Source organism: Massilia sp. CFBP9012 (assembly GCF_034045115.1).
GTDB lineage: Bacteria > Pseudomonadota > Gammaproteobacteria > Burkholderiales > Burkholderiaceae_D > Telluria.
The window spans coordinates 38,720-56,032 of record NZ_JAXCWM010000023.1; the positions used below are offsets into that span (position 1 = coordinate 38,720).

Annotated in this window: 14 protein-coding genes; 8 read left to right on the forward strand and 6 right to left on the reverse strand. The window is 64.6% G+C overall.

All coding sequences use genetic code 11. The features are described 5' to 3' along the window. Positions 1-25 precede the first annotated feature (25 nt). From SOM61_RS25745 to SOM61_RS25755, 3 genes are read right to left on the reverse strand one after another with little or no spacing between them, the layout of a single operon-like run. Complete coding sequence (locus SOM61_RS25745; RefSeq protein ID WP_320476710.1) at positions 26-922, reverse strand: ABC transporter ATP-binding protein; 897 nt, start codon at positions 920-922, stop codon at positions 26-28. Next, complete coding sequence (ntrB, locus tag SOM61_RS25750) at positions 912-1,790, reverse strand: nitrate ABC transporter permease (RefSeq protein WP_320476711.1); 879 nt, start codon at positions 1,788-1,790, stop codon at positions 912-914. Before ntrB ends, SOM61_RS25745 begins: the two co-directional genes overlap by 11 nt. Positions 1,791-1,804: 14 nt before the next feature. Then, entirely contained in the window at positions 1,805-3,199 is a 1,395-nt protein-coding gene (locus SOM61_RS25755) for a CmpA/NrtA family ABC transporter substrate-binding protein (RefSeq protein WP_320476712.1), read from the reverse strand. A 301-nt stretch (positions 3,200-3,500) separates the two neighbouring features. On the opposite strand from SOM61_RS25755, the gene SOM61_RS25760 reads away from it, so the two are divergent. Both SOM61_RS25760 and SOM61_RS25765 read left to right on the forward strand, forming a co-directional pair. Further along, positions 3,501-4,013 carry a gluconokinase gene (locus SOM61_RS25760; RefSeq protein ID WP_320476713.1) on the forward strand — a complete coding sequence of 171 codons (513 nt, stop codon included), beginning with the start codon at positions 3,501-3,503 and terminating at the stop codon, positions 4,011-4,013. 246 nt (positions 4,014-4,259) lie between these two features. After that, positions 4,260-6,041 carry a glycoside hydrolase family 16 protein gene (locus tag SOM61_RS25765; protein WP_320476714.1) on the forward strand — a complete coding sequence of 594 codons (1,782 nt, stop codon included), beginning with the start codon at positions 4,260-4,262 and terminating at the stop codon, positions 6,039-6,041. A gap of 1 nt (position 6,042) precedes the next feature. Here the strand turns inward: SOM61_RS25765 and SOM61_RS25770 are convergent, their stop codons facing one another. After that, positions 6,043-8,388 carry a GH36-type glycosyl hydrolase domain-containing protein gene (locus SOM61_RS25770; RefSeq protein ID WP_320476715.1) on the reverse strand — a complete coding sequence of 782 codons (2,346 nt, stop codon included), beginning with the start codon at positions 8,386-8,388 and terminating at the stop codon, positions 6,043-6,045. Between the two features lie 20 nt (positions 8,389-8,408). After that, a complete protein-coding gene (locus SOM61_RS25775; RefSeq protein ID WP_320476716.1) occupies positions 8,409-9,782 on the reverse strand; it encodes an MFS transporter in 1,374 nt (457 codons plus the stop codon). Positions 9,783-9,890: 108 nt separating this feature from the next. Here SOM61_RS25775 and SOM61_RS25780 point away from each other — a divergent pair, with 108 nt between their 5' ends. Further along, the gene (locus SOM61_RS25780) at positions 9,891-10,358 is read left to right on the forward strand and encodes a hypothetical protein (protein WP_320476717.1); all 468 of its coding nucleotides are present in this window, start codon (positions 9,891-9,893) and stop codon (positions 10,356-10,358) included. Positions 10,359-10,420: 62 nt separating this feature from the next. Here SOM61_RS25780 and SOM61_RS25785 read toward each other — a convergent pair whose 3' ends face one another. Continuing rightward, on the reverse strand, positions 10,421-12,154 hold the full coding sequence (locus tag SOM61_RS25785) for a methyl-accepting chemotaxis protein (RefSeq protein WP_320476718.1): 1,734 nt from the start codon (positions 12,152-12,154) through the stop codon (positions 10,421-10,423). A gap of 289 nt (positions 12,155-12,443) precedes the next feature. On the opposite strand from SOM61_RS25785, the gene SOM61_RS25790 reads away from it, so the two are divergent. The 5 genes from SOM61_RS25790 to SOM61_RS25810 all read left to right on the forward strand — a co-directional run bounded on the left by SOM61_RS25790 (position 12,444) and on the right by SOM61_RS25810 (position 17,061). Continuing rightward, the gene (locus SOM61_RS25790) at positions 12,444-14,132 is read left to right on the forward strand and encodes a CTP synthase (protein WP_123068336.1); all 1,689 of its coding nucleotides are present in this window, start codon (positions 12,444-12,446) and stop codon (positions 14,130-14,132) included. Continuing rightward, a complete protein-coding gene (gene kdsA / locus SOM61_RS25795) occupies positions 14,129-14,983 on the forward strand; it encodes a 3-deoxy-8-phosphooctulonate synthase (RefSeq protein ID WP_320476719.1) in 855 nt (284 codons plus the stop codon). The genes SOM61_RS25790 and kdsA overlap by 4 nt, the downstream gene beginning before the upstream one ends. 71 nt (positions 14,984-15,054) lie before the next feature. Then, complete coding sequence (gene eno, locus SOM61_RS25800; protein ID WP_147936883.1) at positions 15,055-16,341, forward strand: phosphopyruvate hydratase; 1,287 nt, start codon at positions 15,055-15,057, stop codon at positions 16,339-16,341. Positions 16,342-16,413: 72 nt separating this feature from the next. After that, positions 16,414-16,767 (forward strand): cell division protein FtsB, encoded by a 354-nt coding sequence (ftsB, locus tag SOM61_RS25805; protein ID WP_147936882.1) that lies wholly within the window; start codon positions 16,414-16,416, stop codon positions 16,765-16,767. 9 nt (positions 16,768-16,776) lie between these two features. Next, on the forward strand, positions 16,777-17,061 hold the full coding sequence (locus SOM61_RS25810; protein ID WP_320476720.1) for a helix-turn-helix domain-containing protein: 285 nt from the start codon (positions 16,777-16,779) through the stop codon (positions 17,059-17,061). The last annotated feature ends 252 nt before the right edge of the window (positions 17,062-17,313 follow it).

The window sequence follows — 17,313 nt, forward strand, 5'->3', positions numbered from 1 at the left end:
ATGTGGTGGTAGTAAAGGCGGACGCTCAGGCCGAAGCCCGGGCGGGGTAATGGTCGGGCGCGGCGGGAACCGCATCGTCTTCCAGGCCGGGATGCACGATGCGCGTTTCCGGCGGCTCGGCGCCGTCGGCGCCTGACTGCTGCAGCATCTTCGAACGGCGCACCAGGAAGTCGACCAGGTGGTTGCGGATCTTGTAGAACTGGGGATCGCGGTGGATCGTGGCGCGGCTGCGGTCGGCCGGCAGCGTGTTGACGACGATCTCGGCGATCCGCGCATGAGGGCCGTTGCTCATCAAGAAAATGCGGTCGGCCAGCAGGATCGCTTCGTCGACGTCGTGGGTGATCATGAAGACGGTCTGGCGCGTGGCCGCGCAGATGCCCAGCAGCTCGTCCTGGATCGTGCCGCGGGTGAGTGCGTCGAGCGCGCCGAACGGTTCGTCCAGCAGCAGCATCTTGGGTTCGACCGCGAAGGCGCGCGCGATGCCCACCCGCTGCTTCATGCCGCCCGAGAGCTCGGACGGCTTCTTGCGCGCTGCGGCGCAGAGGCCGACCATCTCGATGAAACGCGCGCCGTGCTCACGCACCTTGTCGCGCGGCCAGTCGCGGTGGCGCGAACGCACGGCGAAGCCGATATTGTCTTCCACGCTCAGCCACGGCAGCAGGGCGTGGTTCTGGAACACCACGCCGCGGTCCAGTCCCGGGCCGGTCACTTCTCGGCCGTCCATGATCACGGTGCCGGCGCTGGCCGCTTCGAGCCCGGCCAGCACGTTCAGGATGGTGCTCTTGCCGCAGCCCGAATGGCCGATGATGCAGATGAACTCTCCGCGCTCGATCACGAAACTCACCCCCTCGAACACCGGCGGCTGGCCGGCGCGGTAGGTTTTGGCCAGGCCGTCCACCTGGACGAAGCGGTCATTCGGCATAGGTCACCTTTTTTTGCAGGGCAGCGAACATCAGGTCCAGCGTCATGCCCACGATGCCGATCATGAGCACGGCGAAGAGCACGTTTGCCAGCGACAGGTTGTTCCACTCGTTCCATAAAAAGTAGCCGATGCCGTTCCCGCCGATCAGCATTTCGGCGGCGACGATCACCAGCCAGGCGATGCCCATCGAGATGCGCATGCCGGTGATGATGGTCGGCGCCGCCGCCGGCAGGATCACCAGGAAGGCCTTGCGCAGCGGCGACACCTCAAGGGTGCGCGCGACGTTGAGCCAGTCCTTGCGCACGCCCGCCACGCCGAAGGCGGTATTGATCAGCATGGGCCAGATCGAGCAGATGAAGATCACGAAGATGCCCGAGATCGACGAATCCTTGATCGTGTAGAGCGCGATCGGCATCCAGGCCAGCGGCGAGATCGGCTTCAAGACCTGGATGAACGGATCGATCGCGCGGTACAGCAGCGGCGACATCCCGATCACGAAGCCCAGCGGGATCGCCACCAGCATCGCCAGCAGGTAGCCCAGGCCGACGCGCACCAGCGAATGCCCCAGCTGGATGCCGATGCCGCGGTCGTTCGGGCCGTTGTCGTAGAACGGATCGCCCAGGTGGCCGGCCGCCAGCCGCGCGAACTGGGCCGGCGTGGGAAAGCCGCTGCCCGCATCGGGCGCCGGGGCAGCATCGGCAGCGGCCGGCGCCTGCCCCATCAGGGCCGCGTATTCGGCTTCCTCGGCGCTCATCGCCGCCACCGGCGCCGCGGCCCGCGGCGCGGTGGCGATATGCCACACGCCGACCACGACCAGCAGCAGCGCCAGCGACAACAGCGCCGCCCTGAACCTCAGTTGCTTGTGCATGGGCTTCTCCCGTGTCAGGCGCGCTTGATCGCGAAGCTGTCCAGGTAGGCCTGCGGCTTGGCCGGGTCATAGGTCTTGCCCATGATCGAAAACGAGCGGTAGCCGTTCGCCGCGGCGGCCGGCGCCGGCATGCCCAGGGCCGCCATCTGCTTGCGCGCATCGGTCAGCAGGAACACCTGTTCGGCCAGCGCCTTGTAGTTGACGTCGCCCTTCAGGTAGCCCCAGCGCTTCATCTGCGTGAGCATCCAGGTCGCCATCGAATACCAGGGCAGGGCGTCGAAGTCGGCGCGGTCCGGCTCGTTGCGCACCTTGCCCAGGCCATCGGCGAAGCGGCCCGAGAGCGCCTGCAGCACTACCGTCTCGGGCTGGTTCAGGTAGGCCGGCTTGCAGATGGCCTTGGCGATCTCGGCCCGGTTCTCGTGCTTGTGCGCCATCGCGGTGGCGTTCAGGATGGCGCGGTACAGCGCGGCGAAAGTGTTCGGGTTCTGGTCGATGAAGGCCTGCGAGGCGCCGAAGGCGCAGCAGGGATGGCCGTTCCAGATGTCCTTGGTGAGAATGTGGATGAAGCCCACCTGGTCGAACACGGCGCGCTGGTTGAACGGATCGGGGCCGAGGAAACCGTCGATATTCCCGGCGCGCAGGTTGGCGACCATCTCGGGCGGCGGCGTCACGCGCAGCTGGACGTCGCGGTCCGGGTCCAGTCCATGCTCGGCCAGGTAGTAGCGCAGCAGGAAGTTGTGGACCGAATACTCGAAGGGGATCGCGAACTTGAAGCCCTTCCAGTTGCGCGGATCGCGGTTGTCCTTGTGCTTGAGCGCGAGCGTGATCGCTTGCCCGTTGATGTTCTGGATGGTGGCGACGCGCATCGGCTGCGGCGTGCCGCCCTGGCCGATCGACATCGCCAGCGGCATCGGCGCCAGGAAGTGCGAGGCATCGAGCTCGCGGTTGATCATCTGGTCGCGCACCAGCGCCCAGCCGGCGGTCTTGCTGAGGGTGACGTTCAGGCCCTGCGCCTTGTACATGCCCATCGGGTCGGCCATGATCAAGGGCGTGGCGCAGTTGATCGGGATGAAGCCGATCTTGAGGTCCTTCTTCTCGAGCGCGCCGGTTTTTTCCATCGCATTGGCCTGCAGGCTGGCCAGCGGCAGCAGCGAACCGATCGCCGCCATCAAGGTCGGTGCGCCCACTGCCTTGATCAGGTTGCGGCGCGTCGCGTCATGGGGAAACAGGGCGCGCACAGCGGCCGCCTCGACGAAGTCGCCCGACAACGCTTCGGCGTCACCTGCGCGCCGCAGCCTGGCGGCTTGCGCCTGGCGATCGTGCTCGTCCTGCGAGCCGTGCCTGCCGCAAGGGCAGCCGTTCAAGGATGACTCGGTCGAATAAGGACGGTACAGATTCTCATCTTTCATTGGCGAAGACCCCTGGTAGTGGTGATGACGCAGAAAATGAAACGGCGAGGTGGGCATGACGATGCTTGAGCCTTGTCGTCAGCAAGACCTGTGCCATCTGGAATCGCGCGCGGCCAAGTCATTCATTTCAAAGATGAAACATGCTTTTTTGGGTTGGACAGCATCGCCATGGCAGCGCCTGCGATTGCCGCCCACGGGCACCGGCGCCGCGCATCTGCCCAACCGTGGTGCATGACCGCTTTACATCGTTCCGCTATCGCGGCTACAATCGGGTTTTCGATGTTAGCGTTAACATAGTGAGATGACGACACAAGCGCGAGACGACAATAAAGGGACGGCCTGGGTAGTCATGGGCGTGAGCGGCTGTGGCAAGAGCAGCATCGGCGCGAAGCTGGCGTCTGAACTCGGCGTTCCATTCATCGAGGGCGACGCCTTCCATTCACAGGCCAATGTCGCCAAGATGTCGGCCGGTATCCCGCTGACGGACGACGACCGCCGCGAATGGCTGCTGAACCTGCGCGACAAGCTCGCCGCACGCGAGGGTGGGGCGGTGCTGTCGTGTTCCTCGCTCAAGCGCGCCTACCGCGACCTGCTGCGCAGCGCGGGCGGCGACGTGCGCTTCGCGCACCTGGCGGGCGAGCGCAGCCTGCTCCTCGAGCGCGTCAGCAACCGCCCTGGCCACTACATGCCGCCGTCGCTGCTCGATAGCCAGTTGAGCACGCTCGAACCCCTGCAGGCTGACGAAGCCGGTATCACCCTCGACATCCGTGACAGCCAGGAACAGCTGGTCGCACAGATCCTCGCCAGCGTTTAATCCAGCGCCACCAATTACCCCGCCGCATGCCTATGCCGGCGGGGTAATCGCGCACGCCATTCACATCGGATAGACACGCCCCGAAAATCGGACTATATTTTCCTTTCCTGTTTGGAAAGGTTTCCAATCGCGTATTCCACACACATCCGCAACGACCGCATTCGAGACCAACGAGCAAGTTGGCAAGCCGCGGCACGGCCACCCGGTACGGCTGCATTTTCTTGTAGTGAGATAAGAGGAGTCGACGTGAATAACCAGAACCAGAATCATCGCTCGAGATGGAAACCTTTCCATGCGCTTGCCGCCGGCATCCTGCTGGCCTGTGGGGCGCAGGCCGCGGCCAGCGTCACCAATCCGGTCATCGGCCAGCTGCTGTGGTCGGAGGAGTTCAATGGCAATAGCGTGAACACCGGCGTGTGGAACCTGCAGGACGGTAACGGCTGCCAGATCGGCCTGTGCGGCTACGGCAACGCCGAGCTGCAGTACTACAGCCCCAACAACGCCAGCATCGTCAATGTGCCCTTCGAATCGGGCACGCGCGCGCTGGCGATCCAGGCGCGCAGCCAGACGATCGGCGGCAATGTCTTCACCTCGGCCCGGCTCGACACCAGGAACAAGGTGCAGGTGCAGTACGGGATGATCGAAGTGAGGCTGGCCACGCCGAACCTCGGCACCGGCTTGTGGCCGGCCGCGTGGCTGCTGGGCGTCAGTCCGCAGACCTGGCCGCGCAACGGCGAGATCGACATCATGGAGATGGGCCACAAGGCGTCCGGCCGCGCCGAGGGCGGGGCGCCGTCGTCGAACCACTTCGTCGGCTCGAACGTGATCACCTGGCAGCAGGCCGCCTGCGTGCCGGGCAACGAGAGCTGCGCCGCCTCGACCGCGTGGCAGACCAAGAACTGGTACGTGCCCCAGAACTCGCTCGCGAACCGCTTCGTCACCTACCGCTTCTATTGGGACGAGAGCCAGATGCGCTTCACCACGGTCGACAACGGCGTCGAGCACAATATGTACAACGCGCCGCTGCCGGTCAATTCAGCGGCATTGCAGGCGCCGTTCTACCTGCTCCTGAACATGGCCGTGGGCGGCAACTTCACCGACGCCGCCAACCCTGGCCAGGTCACGGCGCCGCTGCCCGGCACCATGTACGTCGACTACGTGCGCGTCTACCAGATGGACGGCAAGGGCCAGGTGAAGCTGGGCGACCAGACCGTGCCGGAAGTGGCCGGCAAGTTCGGCGTGTTTACCGACACCACGGCGGTCAACAACAAGCTGGTGGCGGGGACGAGCTCCGATATCTTCCTGTGGAACGCCGCCTCCACCGGCGCCGGCAACACCGCCCCGTTCGAGGGCAGCAACGTGATCGCCTGGAATTACACCACGCCGGGGCAGTGGTTCGGCGGTGGCATCCAGGCGCGCCAGGCGCGCAACCTGAGTAACTACCGCGCCAACGGCACCGTGAAGTTCCGCATCCGGATCCCGGCCAATGTGGGCTTCCGGATCGGCATCGGCGACACCTACACGAACCAGAACTGGGTGAACTTCCCGGCCAATACCACCACCCATGGCCTGACCCGCAACGGCCAGTGGGGCCAGGCCTCGATTCCCGTCTCGACGCTGCTCGGGCCCCTGGTTGCGGCGCAGTCGCTCCACGATATCTTCATGATCTCGAGCATCGACGGCGCGCTGCCATCATCGAGCTTCCAGTTCGCGATCGACGACATCGTGTGGGAGTCGGGCGGCGGCGGCACCACGCCGCAGCCTGAGCCGAGCGGCCCGACCTCGGTCAGCCAGACCTCGTCGACGATGCTGCAGTTCCGCACCACCACCGGCGGCTGGGCCGACGTGCATTACACCGTCAACAACGGGCCGCAGCAGAACGTGCGGATGCAGCAGAGCGGCGCCAACAACACCTACACGGCGGGCGGGCTCAAGATAGGGGACGTGGTGCGCTACTGGTTCACCTACTGGGACGCGCAGCGCGGGTTCGCGGTGGATACGCAGCAGCAGGCGCACACGATGCAGTAAGCTACGGCACGCTTACCTCGAGCCGGTACGTGCGGCCCGCTTCGATCCTGTCGATGCGGGCTGCAGGCAGGGCGGCGCCGTCGCATATCACCTCGATGCGGTCGACCGCGCCACGCCTGATGTCGACCTCGAAGGTCGCGCCGCGGAAGCGCCGCGTTACCGTCATGCCGTCCCAGCCCGACGGCAGTTGCGGCGCCACCGTCAGGCCTTGCAGGTCGCCCTTCAGGCCGCACAGGCCCTCGATCAGGCAGCGGTAGACCCAGGCCACGGTGCCGGTGTTGAACAGCTGGCTCGAGCGCCCGGCGGTGCGCGGATATTCCTTGTAGGCGCCGCGGTAGTAATTGGGGATGAACACAGGCAGCTGGCCGCGCTGCAGGTAGTCGTCCAGGCCAGGGCCGGGGATCATCTTGCGCAGCGCGTCGAAGGCGCGATCCGCTTCGCCGATCGTGTACAGGCTGTAGATGTAGAACACCGAGGCGTGGTTGTACACGGCGCCGTTCTCGGCCGAGCCGGGATGCTTCTGCGTGACGCGGCCGACATCCTCGCGCATGCCGCTATAGGGCGGCGCGAACATCTGCACGCCGTAGGGCGTGCGCAACTGCTCGTCGATCGCACCGAGCATCAATGCGCGCTGCTCAGCGCTGGCGGCGCCCGACAGGAAGGCCCAGCTTTGCGGGTTGAGGTAGATGCGGCCTTCGGTATCGCTGGCGATGCCGAACTTGACGTCGTCGTCGGTGATGCCGCGTGCGAACCAGGCGCCGTCCCACAGATGGGTTTTTGCCGCGTCGTTCATCGCATCGGCGCCAGCGCGGTAGCGCGCCAGCGAAGCGGCGTCGCCGCGCGCCGCGCACACGTCGGCCCATAGGTTCAGCGCGTAAGCCGCCGCTACCGTCAGCCAGCCCGAGACGCCACGGCCCTTGTAGCCGACCATATTCATCGGGTCGCACCAGTCGCCCTGCTCGATATAGGACAGGCCGCGCGCGTCGCGACGCTGCAGCAGCCAGTCCATCGCCAGCGAGATGCGCTCGAACGCGGTTTTCACGTCGCCATCGTGGGTGGCGACCGGCGCGTCGAGGATGGCGTCGTCGCCCGTCTCGTCGAGGTAGGCGCGCAGGCATACCGGCAGCCACACGCAGTGGTCGGTGTGCGGGATCTGGTTGATGTATTTCAGCTCGGCGCCTTCGAACAGCAGGATCCCGTCGGGCATCGCGCCATTGGCTTCCTGCTGGGAGAGCGCATGCAGGAAGGCGGCGCGCGCCACCGCCGGCTTGACGAAGGCCATGCCCATATTGTCCTGCAGGTAGTTGCGGGTCTGCGGATCGGTGGAGAGGCGGTTGACGTCGCCGTGGTAGTAGACTTGGCGCGCGAGCCAGGTGTTGACGAAGTTGTCGAGCTCACGGTCCGGGGTCGCGATCCGGAGCACGCCTTCGCCTTCTGCGATATAGGCCGCGTAGTCGCGCGCCGCGGCGGCGAAGCCTTGTTCGCTCAGGTATTTTTCGCGCAGGGATGCGATCTCGGCATCGTCGAAGGCGGGGCCGAACAGGAACCGGCGCGTGGCCGCTTGGCTCGGCGCCAGCGCCAGCCGGTACTGGACCACGGCGGCCGGCGTCTCGTAGCGCGCGTCGCCGCAGCCCAGGCGTTCGCTCGCGATCGCGGACGGCGCATGCAGGCCGCCTTCGCCTTCGAAGGCGATCTGTCCAACCTCCCAGGCATCCGGCGCCTGCTCGCACAGCAGCACCGTGCGGTCCTTGAACAGGCGGTTCTTGAAATAGTCTTCCAGCTTCTGGTAGGGCGTGACGCTGGAAGCGACGATGCCGCCCAGGTCGTGCCGGTACTCGGCCGACTGGTTCATCCACGACATATAGCCGATCGTGAAATACGGATAGACGCTGATGCGGCGCGGGCGATCCGACAGGTTCGTCACTTCCATCGACCACAGCTCGGCGACGTCGTCCACCGGCAGGCCGAGCACGAGTTGGATGCGGATGCCGAATTTCTCCACCGTCCAGCGCAGGTCGTGGCGGCCGACCGAGAATTCGAAACGGTCGACGGCGCCGCGCACCGGCTCATAGGGCGCCGAGAACAATTCGCCTGTGTCTTCGTCCTTCACGTAGAAGAAGCGGCCCGGGTGGTGGGCGTAGTAGTGCTGCTCCGGCTGCATGAAGGACTTGGCCTGAATGTTCGGCGCATGCGAATACTTGCTCGGTTCCGGCTGCATGAACTGGGCGGTGGCATAGCCGCGGCAGGTCGACTGGATCATCATCCTGCGGTTCCACAGGAAGCCGCCGGCCTGCGGCATCGCGGTGGGGCTGGTGAGCACGTAGCGGTCGTCTTGAGGGTGCAGCATGGATGGAATCTCCTGTGTGTTCATGGCGCCGCCTTGCGTGCCGCCAGGTCGGCCTGGATGCGCGCCAGTAGTTTGCTGTCGAGGTTATAGAAGCACATGACCAGCACCGCCAGCAGGGCAAAGGAGGCCGGCACGAAGGACATCAGCCACACGATGCCGGCTTGCGAGCCGGTGGTCTGCGCCGCATTCGGCACATAGCCAAGGGCGGTGAAGACGGCGCCGATCACGCTCACCGCGACCGCGGTGCCGAGCTTTTGCGAGAAGGTGGCGGCGGCGAAAGTCATGGCGGTGGCGCGGCGGCCGGTGGTCCATTCGTTGTAGTCGGCGGTGTCGGCGTACATCGAGAACGCCAGCGGCGACTTGGGGCCGAGCACGAAGCCAGTGGCCGCCTGCAGCGCGAACATCAGGTCGATGCGGTCGCCGGGGATCAGGAAGAAGGCGGCCGACAACACGGCGGTCGCGCTCATCAGGACGATCATGAGCAGCTTCTTGTCGATGTAGCGGGTCATGAGCGGCGTGCAGGCCGCGCCGATGGCGGCGAAGATCATATAGGTCGGCACGAAGCTGGCCATCAGCTCGGGGCGTTCGACCACGTACTTGAAGTAATAGGCCGAGGTGGTGGTGCGCAGGGTGATGGTCACCATGATCACCAGGGCCAGCACGAACAGCACGACCCAGGGACGGTTGGCGGCCAGGTCGCGGATGTCGCGCAGCACGTCGCTTTTCTGGCCGGGCGGGGGGGCGATCCGCTCGCGCGTGTTGGCGAAGGTGATCAGGAACATCAGTGCGGCGGCGATGCTCCAGGCGACCATGGTCAGCTGCCAGCCGCGTTCGTCGTTGCCGGCGCCGAACCATTGCACCATGGCCGGCGTGGCGGCCGTTACCAGGGTGGAGCCGGCGAAGGCGAAGATGAAGCGCAGGCCGTTGATGGTCGAGCGTTCCTGCGGGTCGGCCGACATCACGCCGGACAGCGCGTTGTACGGGATGTTGACGCAGGTGTAGAACACCATCATCGCCAGGTAGCTGGCGTAGGCCCACATCAGCTTGCCGTCGGCGTCGAGGTCGGGCGTGGTGTAGGTGAGTACCGCGGCGGCGCCGAGCGGGATCGACATCCAGACCAGGTAGGGACGGAACTTGCCGAAGCGGGTGCTGGTGCGGTCGGCGACGGCGCCGATCAGCGGGTCGGTGAAAGCGTTGATCAGCTTGATCGAGGCGAGCAAGGTGGCCGCCTGGGCCGCCGAGATGCCGAACGTATCGGTATAGAAAATCAGCAGGAAGGTCGCGATATTGGCCCAATAAAAATTGAAGCCCATATCGGCCACGCCATAGCTGAGCTTTTCGCGCCAGCCGAGGGGGGCGTTCGCTGCAGGTGTCTCGGGCCCGCGCTTGAACATGCTTGTCTCCAGATCTTGTCTAATTATGTGAGCGCTAACATCTACATCAAGTATGCCGTCGAGTAGACTACATGTCAAATACCGAATTGATATCTGCAGCGAGCCACGATGAAACGATTTTCCGCTATTACCTTGTCCGCCTTGACGCTTGGCGCGGTGTCGATCATGGCCGCCGGCTGCAGTGACGACGCCAGGGTGAGCAAGGCGATCGGAAAGCTCGTCGCCGAGCGCAAGTCGGAGACCATCCGCCTTGCCGAGGCCACGTCATTCGCGTGGGACCAGGTCTATCTGTTCGACCCGTACACGGCGCGACGGGACGTGTGCACGACGCTGGGCATCCAGGAAGAATATTGTGAACGCCAGGTTCCTTTCGAGTCCCAGGACGACGGCGACATGTCGATCGCGTTCCTGGCGAACGGACGCCTGGTGTATTACGCGCGGCATTCGCGCGCGAACGGAGACTTCACGCCTGTACCGGCAGGGCAACCTCTTTCGCGGGACCGTGCGGTGTTCCGGTCGCTGCGTGATGGCGAGGGGCAGGGCGGGTTAGCCCGGGGCAAACTCGTACTCGAGTGAACCAATGAAAAAGCCGCCGTGGCCAGGGCGGCGACGGCGGCTTTCGTTCAGGCGCGAGAAGCTTAGAATTCTTCCCATTCCGCTTCATTGACCTTGGCTGGCGCGGCCGGCTTGCCGGCTGCCTTGGTAGCTGCAGGCTTGGCCTTTGGCGCCGGCTTGGCCGCAGCTTTCGCCGCCGGCCTGGCCAACGCCGGCCGTGCCGGCGGACGCTTCACCGGGGTCACCGGCGCCGCCGGCGTCACATGGCGCGGATCGAGCTTGAACACGTCGACCACCTGCGCCAGGCGCTGCGCCTGATCCTGCATTGCCGCGGTGGCGGCGGTGGCTTCCTCGACCAGCGCGGCGTTCTGCTGGGTCGCGTTATCCATCTGGCCCATGGCCTGGTTGACCTGGTCGATGCCGGTGATCTGTTCCTGGCTGGCCGACGAGATTTCTCCCATGATGTCGGTCACGCGCTGGATCGAGTCGACCACTTCGCGCATCGTCGCGCCGGTGTGGTCGACCAGCTTGGTGCCGGTGTCGACCTTCTCGACCGAGTCGCCGATCAGCTGCTTGATTTCCTTGGCGGCGGCGGCCGAGCGCTGCGCCAGCGTGCGCACTTCCGATGCCACGACCGCGAAGCCGCGGCCCTGTTCGCCGGCGCGCGCCGCTTCGACGGCCGCGTTCAGCGCCAGGATATTGGTCTGGAAGGCGATGCCGTCGATGACCGAGATGATGTCGACGATCTTGCGCGACGAATCGTTGATCGAGCCCATGGTGGCAACCACCTGGTCGACCGCCTGGCCGGCCTGGGTGGCGACGCTCGAGGCGGCGATCGCCAGCTGGTTGGCCTGGCGCGCGTTGTCCGCGTTCTGGCGCACGGTGCCGGTCAGTTCTTCCATCGAGGCGGCGGTTTCTTCCAGCGCCGCGGCCTGCTGTTCGGTGCGGCTGGACAGGTCGAAACTACCGGCCGCGATTTCGCTCGAGGCGCCGCTGATGGTTTGGGTGCCGCTGCGCACTTCGTCGACGATCTTCGACAGGGACGTGTTCATATGGCCCAGTGCGCGCAGCAGGGCGCCGGTTTCGTCAGTGGCTTTGCTGTCGATTTCCACCGTCAGGTCACCGGCCGCCACCTGCTCGGCGGCGTGCACGGCCTGGCGCAGCGGACGGGTGATCGAGCGGGTCAGCAGCCAGGCGAACACGCCGCCCAGCAGCAGGGCGCCGGCGGCCAGCGAGCCGATCACGAAGTTGCCACGGCTGGCGGTATTGGCGATCAGCTCGGCGCTGGCGGCGATGCGCTTGTGCTGCAGGTCGACCAGTTCCTTGACGCGTTCCTGGTAGGCCTTGGCGGCGGGGGTGAATTGCTGGGTCAGGATCTGTTCCGCCAGGTCGACGTTGCCTTCTGCCTTGGCCTTGACCGCGCCATCGCGCGCCTTGCTGTAGGCGGTCCGGTGCTCCATCACCGACTTGAACAGGGCGGTTTCATCGTCGCCGCTGATCAACGGTTCGATCTGCTTGACCAGGTCGGCCGACAGCTTGCCGGTGGCGGCGGCATCTTCCTTGAAGTAGTCGGTCAGCGACGGGTCGCTGCTCTTGACGATCGCGGCGGTGCGGCGCACGGCGGCGAAGATCTGCGTATACCACTCGGCGATCATGCGCTCTTTCGCCAGCGGTTCTGCCAGAATCGACGACGTCTCATGGGCGACCTGGTTCAGGCGCCAGACGCCGACGGTGGCGATAATGACGGTCATCAGTAGCGTCAGCGCGAAGCCGGCGGCCAGGCGCGTACCGATATTGAGTTTGATGAAATTGCCCATGTTTTATGTGATTGAGAGGGGTTTTCCCGCCGGATTGGCGGCATCCTTGCGACTATGTTGTGCTTCTGGCACTGGAACTGTCTTTACGAGTGTTGTCGGTAAATTATTGTCTCTTCCGGCCGGTTACAATTATTGCCCAACCGAAACGAAAATGCACTCAGAATAGTGGTTTTGTGATCGAGCGGCGACAGTCCGTTGGCGGGTGTTGCCGGCTTGATATCAAGAAGTATTTGCAGGATTAAGGTATAATTTCAATTTCCCGCGCGTGCCGTTCGGCACCATCAGCACAATGACCAAATTCGTATTCGTCACTGGCGGCGTCGTGTCTTCCCTGGGCAAAGGGATCGCGGCCGCCTCCCTCGCCGCGATCCTCGAGAGCCGCGGACTCAAAGTCACCATGCTCAAGCTCGACCCGTACATCAACGTCGATCCGGGCACCATGAGTCCTACCCAGCACGGCGAAGTGTTCGTCACCGACGACGGCGCCGAGACCGACCTGGACCTCGGCCACTACGAGCGCTTCATCAGCACCCGCATGAAGAAGGTGAACAACTTCACCACCGGCCAGATCTATGAATCGGTGATCCGCAAGGAACGCCGTGGCGAGTATCTCGGCAAGACCGTGCAGGTCATCCCGCACATCACCAACGAGATCCAGGACTACATCCGTCGCGGCGCCGAAGGCGTCGACGTTGCGCTGGTCGAGATCGGCGGCACCGTGGGCGACATCGAGTCGCTGCCGTTCCTGGAAGCCGCGCGTCAGCTGTCGCTGCGCTCGGGCCGCAAGGGCGCCGCGTTCGTGCACCTGACCCTGGTGCCGTTCATCGCCTCGGCCGGCGAACTCAAGACCAAGCCGACCCAGCACAGCGTGCAGAAGCTGCGCGAGATCGGCATCTCGCCGAACGCGCTGCTGTGCCGCGCCGACCGCCGCATCCCGGACGACGAGCGCGCCAAGATCTCGCTGTTCGCCAACGTCGAAGAGCAGGCCGTGATCTCGGTGTGGGACGTGGACACCATCTACAAGGTGCCGCAAGTGCTGTGCGACCAGGGCCTCGACGACATCATCCTCGAAGCCCTCGGCCTCGAAGCGCCGAAGGCCGACCTGTCGATGTGGACCAAGCTGATTCACACGCTCGAGAATCCGAAGCACGAGATCACCATCGGCATGGTCGGCAAGTACGTCGACCTGATCGAATCGTATAAATCGCTGACCGAGGCGCTGCGCCACGCCGGCATCCACACCGAGAGCCGGGTCAACATCGAATATCTGGACTCGGAAGAAATCGAGACCCGCGGCTGCGAGCACCTGGCCAAGTACGACGCCATCCTGGTGCCGGGCGGCTTCGGCAAGCGCGGCGTGGAAGGCAAGATCATGGCCGCGCGCTACGCCCGCGAAAACAAGATCCCTTACCTCGGCATCTGCCTGGGCATGCAGGTTGCGCTGATCGAGTACGCCCGCAATATGGCCGGCCTGCCGAACGCGAACTCGACCGAGTTCGATCCGGAAACCGACCAGCCGGTCGTCGCCCTGATCACCGAGTGGCAGAACCACGACGGCAAGGTCGAGAAGCGCGACACCAACTCGAACCTGGGCGGCACCATGCGCCTGGGCGCCCAGACCTGCGCCGTCAATCCGGGCACGCTGGCGGCCGAGATCTACGGCAACGTCGTGACCGAGCGTCACCGCCACCGCTACGAAGGCAACAACTACTACCTGCCGAAGGTCGAAGCTGCTGGCCTGACGGTGTCGGCGCGCACCCCGAATGAAGACCTGTGCGAGATCATGGAACTGCCGCGTGACGTGCACCCCTGGTATATGGGCGTGCAGTTCCACCCCGAGTTCAAGTCGACGCCACGCAATGGCCACCCGCTGTTCACGTCGTTCATCCAGGCGGCGCTGGCGCACCAGGCTTCCAACACCAATACCGCGGCCGGCGCAGCAAATGCGGCCCCGGCCTTGCAAGGAGATGCAGCATGAAACTCGCTGGATTCGACGTCGGCCTCGAGCACCCGATCTTTCTGATCGCCGGCACCTGCGTGATCGAATCGCGTCAGATGGCGATGGACACCGCCGGCACGCTGAAAGAGATCACCTCGGCGCTGGGCATCCCGTTCATCTATAAATCGTCGTTCGACAAGGCCAACCGCTCGTCGGGCAAGTCGTTCCGCGGCCCTGGCCGCGAGAAGGGCCTGGAGATCCTTGCCGATGTGCGCCGCGAAATCGGCGTGCCGGTCCTGACCGACGTGCACGACGAAGAGATGATCCCCGAAGTGGCGAGCATCGTTGACGTGCTGCAGACCCCGGCCTTCCTGTGCCGCCAGACCGACTTCATCAACGCCTGCGCGCGTTCGGGTAAACCAGTCAACATCAAGAAGGGCCAGTTCCTGGCGCCTGGCGACATGAAGAACGTGATCGACAAGGCCAGGGCCGCCGCGGTTGAAGCGGGCCTGCCGGAAGATAACTTCATGGCCTGCGAACGCGGCGCCTCGTTCGGCTACAACAACCTGGTGTCGGACATGCGTGGCCTGGCCATCATGCGCGAATCGAATTGCCCGGTGGTGTTCGATGCGACCCACTCGGTGCAGCTGCCGGGCGGCCAGGGCACCTCGTCCGGCGGCCAGCGCGAGCACGTGCCAGTGTTGTCGCGCGCCGCCGTGGCGGCGGGCATCGCCGGCCTGTTCATGGAGACGCACCCCGATCCGGCCAATGCGATGTCGGACGGTCCGAATGCGGTGCCGCTGGCCCATATGAAGGAACTCCTGACCACGCTCGTCGAGATCGACCGCATCGTCAAGAAGACCGGTTTCATGGAAACCAAGTTCAAGTAACAGCGCATCCTGGGAGCATCCTGCGGCAGGATGCCCCACCCGATTTCCCCACCTCCTGGAGACTGAGAAACATGAGTGCTATCGTTGATATTATCGGCCGTGAAGTCCTCGACTCGCGCGGTAACCCGACCGTCGAATGCGACGTGCTGCTGGAATCGGGCGTGATGGGCCGCGCCGCGGTGCCGTCGGGCGCCTCGACCGGTTCGCGCGAAGCGATCGAACTGCGCGACGGCGACCCGAAGCGTTACTTCGGCAAGGGCGTGCTGCAGGCCTGCGAGAATATCAACACCGAGATCTCCGAAGCGATCATGGGCCTGGACGCCAATGAGCAAGCCTTCCTGGACCGCACCCTGATCGATCTCGACGGCACCGAAAACAAGAGCCGCCTGGGCGCCAACGCCATGCTGGCGGTGTCGATGGCCGTCGCCAAGGCCGCGGCCGAAGAAGCCGGCCTGCCGCTGTACCGCTACTTCGGCGGCTCGGGCGCGATGCAGATGCCGGTGCCGATGATGAACGTCATCAACGGCGGCGCGCACGCCGACAACAACCTGGACATCCAGGAATTCATGATCATCCCGGTCGGCGCGCCTTCGTTCAAGGAAGCGATCCGCTACGGCGCCGAGGTGTTCCACACCCTCAAGAAGATCCTGCACTCGAAGGGCCTGAACACCGCCGTCGGCGACGAAGGCGGCTTCGCCCCATCGGTCGCGAACCATGAAGAAGCCATCAAGCTGATCATGCAGGCGATCGAGCAGGCCGGCTACGTGGCGGGCCAGGACATCGCCCTGGGCCTGGATTGCGCGGCCTCAGAATTCTACAAGGACGGCAAGTACGTTTTGGCGGGCGAAGGCGGCCTGTCGCTGTCGGCAGCCGACTTCACGAACATGCTGGCCACCTGGTGCGACAAGTACCCGATCATCTCGATCGAGGACGCGATGCACGAAGGCGACTGGGAAGGCTGGGCCACCCTGACCGCCGCGCTGGGCAAGAAGGTGCAGCTGGTGGGCGACGACCTGTTCGTCACCAACACCAAGATCCTCAAAGAGGGCATCCAGAAGGGCATCGCCAACTCGATCCTCATCAAGATCAACCAGATCGGCACCCTGACCGAGACCTTCGCCGCCATCGAGATGGCCAAGCGCGCCGGCTACACCGCCGTGATCTCGCACCGCTCGGGCGAAACCGAAGACTCGACCATCGCCGACATCGCGGTTGGCACCAACGCCCTGCAGATCAAGACCGGCTCGCTGTCGCGTTCGGACCGCATGGCCAAGTACAACCAGCTGCTGCGCATCGAGGAAGACCTGGGCGACATCGCCAGCTATCCTGGCCGCGACGCGTTCTACAACCTGAAGTAATCCACCTGGCCGGCGGGTGGGGAGGGCGCTTGCTCTTCCTGTTCTCCGGCCAGATTGCATCCTCTTTTTGCCATGCGCCTGATCACGATCGCCCTTGCCGTCCTGCTCGTGCTGATCCAGTACCCACTCTGGCTCGGCAAGGGCGGCTGGCTGTCCGTGGCCGACATGCAGGGCCAGGTCGAGGCCACGCGGCTCAAGACCGAGCAACTCACCGCGAGGAACGCCAAGCTGGCCTCGGAGGTGGTTGACCTGAGGGATGGCACCGGCGCCGTGGAAGAGCGCGCGCGCTACGACCTGGGCATGATCAAGCAGGGCGAGATCTTCGTGCAGGTGCTGCGCAAGAACGAGCAGCCGGTCGAGTCGATGACCGTGCCGCCTCCGCCGCCACCACCGAAGGATGGCGCCAAGCCCGCGCCGACACACTAGTCAAACCTTATGAGTGAACAGAATTCCCCGATCGATCCCGCCAGCCTCGATTCGCTCGACGCGATCGCGGACTGCCTGGCCGATGCCTTCGAAGATGGCGATGGCGCCATCATTGGCGCCGCCTTGAAGGCGGTGTCGCAGGCGCCGGGACTGGGCGCCTTGGCCGCCGCAGTCGGCGTGCCGCGCGAGCAGCTGGGCGCTGCATTGGCGTCGGGCGAGTTCGACCTCGATCTCACGCTCGAGATCATGAAGGTGGTCGATTTGCATATGAGTGGTGGGCGTAGCGCTAGCTAATCACATCACAAGCATTCGTTAGCTCGTCGTTCCCGCGAAGGCGGGAACCGAAGTTTGCATGCGTTATCGACATCGGCGTCAGGTGTGACATTCGGACACGGCCTCAACCATATCAGCCCCGGCGGCATTGAGTTGCCATTCTCAGACGTCAATTACAGCTGAGGTCGTGTCCGAATGTCAGACCTCGTATATTGAACTTACCGACTCAACTGGTAATGTAAATGATGCGGCCGGGCGAGGTGACATCGTTCA

Bases quoted from the DNA above. Each gene is read 5' to 3' on its own strand.
- SOM61_RS25745 (WP_320476710.1), bottom strand. From the start codon at position 922: ATGCCGAATGACCGCTTCGTCCAGGTGGACGGCCTGGCCAAAACCTAC.
- ntrB (WP_320476711.1), bottom strand. From the start codon at position 1,790: ATGCACAAGCAACTGAGGTTCAGGGCGGCGCTGTTGTCGCTGGCGCTG.
- SOM61_RS25755 (WP_320476712.1), bottom strand. From the start codon at position 3,199: ATGAAAGATGAGAATCTGTACCGTCCTTATTCGACCGAGTCATCCTTG.
- SOM61_RS25760 (WP_320476713.1), top strand. From the start codon at position 3,501: ATGACGACACAAGCGCGAGACGACAATAAAGGGACGGCCTGGGTAGTC.
- SOM61_RS25770 (WP_320476715.1), bottom strand. From the start codon at position 8,388: ATGCTGCACCCTCAAGACGACCGCTACGTGCTCACCAGCCCCACCGCG.
- SOM61_RS25775 (WP_320476716.1), bottom strand. From the start codon at position 9,782: ATGTTCAAGCGCGGGCCCGAGACACCTGCAGCGAACGCCCCCCTCGGC.
- SOM61_RS25780 (WP_320476717.1), top strand. From the start codon at position 9,891: ATGAAACGATTTTCCGCTATTACCTTGTCCGCCTTGACGCTTGGCGCG.
- SOM61_RS25785 (WP_320476718.1), bottom strand. From the start codon at position 12,154: ATGGGCAATTTCATCAAACTCAATATCGGTACGCGCCTGGCCGCCGGC.
- SOM61_RS25790 (WP_123068336.1), top strand. From the start codon at position 12,444: ATGACCAAATTCGTATTCGTCACTGGCGGCGTCGTGTCTTCCCTGGGC.
- kdsA (WP_320476719.1), top strand. From the start codon at position 14,129: ATGAAACTCGCTGGATTCGACGTCGGCCTCGAGCACCCGATCTTTCTG.
- eno (WP_147936883.1), top strand. From the start codon at position 15,055: ATGAGTGCTATCGTTGATATTATCGGCCGTGAAGTCCTCGACTCGCGC.
- ftsB (WP_147936882.1), top strand. From the start codon at position 16,414: ATGCGCCTGATCACGATCGCCCTTGCCGTCCTGCTCGTGCTGATCCAG.
- SOM61_RS25810 (WP_320476720.1), top strand. From the start codon at position 16,777: ATGAGTGAACAGAATTCCCCGATCGATCCCGCCAGCCTCGATTCGCTC.